Below are 1,838 nucleotides of genomic sequence, written 5' to 3'. Positions count from 1 at the left end.
GGTCAGGTGGTTGGCTGGCCGGGGACCGGTCAGGCCGGGTCGATGTAGGCGACGGCCAGGTGGACCGGCCTCCCGCAGGTCGAACTGCGCTTCGTGCGTGCTTACTTGGCGCCGAGACCGGCGTCGGAGACCTCGGGCTTACCGGCGGCCTTCAGCACCTTGTTGAGGAGCGTCAGGTCGTAGATGCCGTTGAGGTCGGGCTCCTTGAGCAGACCGGTCTTGACCGCGTAGCCGGCCTGCGTCTTCAGCGTGGCGGCCAGCGGGTCGTCGAGGATCTGGATGCTCGGCCATGCCGGGTCGATGACCGCGGCGCCGAGCTCCTTGCCGGTCTCGGCCTTCAGCGCGGCGTTGGCCGACGCCTTGGCCTTGTCCGGGTTGGCGTTGATCCACTCGTTGGTCTTCACCGTGCCGCGCAGCACGGCCTCGACCACGTCCGGGTGCTCCTTCAGGAAGGTCTGCGACACGATGATGTTCGTGATCACGAACTTCTTGTCGGGCCACAGCGTGGACTCGTCGAGCAGGACCTTCCCGCCCTCACTGACCAGCTTGGAAGCGGTCGGCTCCGGCACCCAGGCGCCGTCGATCGACCCGGACTTGTACGCGTTCGGGGTCACCTTGTTGTCGCTGCGGACCACGGAGACATCGCCCTTGCCGCTCTCGGAGTCGACCTTCCAGCCCTTCTCCGAGATCCAGTTGAGGAACGCGACGTCCTGGGTGTTGCCCTTCTGCGGAGTGGCGATCTTCTTGCCCTTGAGGTCATCGAGGGTCTTGATCTTGGCCGGGTTGACGACGAGCTTCACGCCACCGGATGCCGAGCCCGAGATGATCCGCAGGTTCTTGCCCTTGGACTTCACGTAGCCGTTGATGGACGGGGAGGGGCCGATGAAGCCGATGTCGAGTGAGCCGCCGTTGAGCGCCTCGATCTCGGACGGGCCGGCGTTGAAGGTCTGCGGCTTGATCGTGGTGCCGCCGAGCTCCTTCTGGATCAGCCCTTCCTGGATGCCGACGAGGGCCGTGGCGTGGGTCAGGTTCGGGAAGTAGCCGATGCGGACGGTGTCGGCGGAAAGTTTGTCGCCCTTGGCGGCCACCTCGGTCTTCTTGCTGTCGTCGGCCTGGGAGCCGTAACCGCAGGCGGTGAGCAGAAGGGGAAGCGCTGCTGTGACGGCGATGGTGCGCAGGGTGGTGAGCGGTCTTGCGGCAGACACGGAGGTGCCCTTTCAGGGGATGGAAGTTCAGGGAAGTGCGGACTAGTGCGATGCGGAGCCGTCGGCATGCGTGGCGTTCACCCCCTGCCGTCGGCGACGGGATCGCCGTCGTGGGCTGAGAGGCTGGTGTGCGTCGGTTGCCGCGGAGGTGCATGTCGAATCGCGATCGATGCCACGCCGCACCCGAGGAGATGCGGTCGTGGAGATGCGGGGTGCCCGGCCGACGGAGGGCGGGGCGACAGGTGGTGCGGGGTTGCGCTCTGTGCAGCCGGCTCTGTGGCCGGGGTCAGACAGGCTGACAGATGGCGCTGGACGTACGGCCGAGGTCGATATGGCGGCGAGAGGTCAGAAGGGGAAGCGGACGGCCCGCGTGGTTCATCGTTCGCATGGCCACCTCTCCCCATCCCTAGTTTTCCCACCTGGTTGGTAGGCATGGTGGCAGAGGGCGGCGCTTACCCCAAGAGGATGACCATATTATGGACAGTTCCGTCTCGTTTTGTGAGAACCCGCTGGTGGCGCGGCCTGGAGAACCGTCCCATCCGCCCCGTCGCGCAGCGAGGCGTGGTGCGGCGGTCAGGCGTCGGCTGACGTCCGCCGCGGGTCCCCCTCGGCCGCCGGGCAGGGACACCTGCC

At 66.8% G+C, this 1,838-nt stretch carries 2 protein-coding genes; both read right to left on the bottom strand.

Annotation, left to right across the window (positions count from 1 at the left end; genetic code table 11):
* Positions 1-101: 101 nt before the first annotated feature.
* A complete protein-coding gene (locus ACFQ7Q_RS38115; RefSeq protein ID WP_383563858.1) occupies positions 102-1,205 on the bottom strand; it encodes an ABC transporter substrate-binding protein in 1,104 nt (367 codons plus the stop codon).
* A 286-nt stretch (positions 1,206-1,491) separates the two neighbouring features.
* Positions 1,492-1,584, bottom strand: a complete 93-nt coding sequence (locus ACFQ7Q_RS38110) for a putative leader peptide (protein ID WP_383563861.1) — start codon at positions 1,582-1,584, stop codon at positions 1,492-1,494.
* Between the last annotated feature and the right edge of the window lie 254 nt (positions 1,585-1,838).

This window comes from Streptomyces sp. NPDC056527 (assembly GCF_042794475.1).
Lineage (GTDB): Bacteria > Actinomycetota > Actinomycetes > Streptomycetales > Streptomycetaceae > Streptomyces.
Note: the sequence above shows the minus strand (reverse complement) of the source record. Positions and strands in the feature narration are given on the sequence as shown.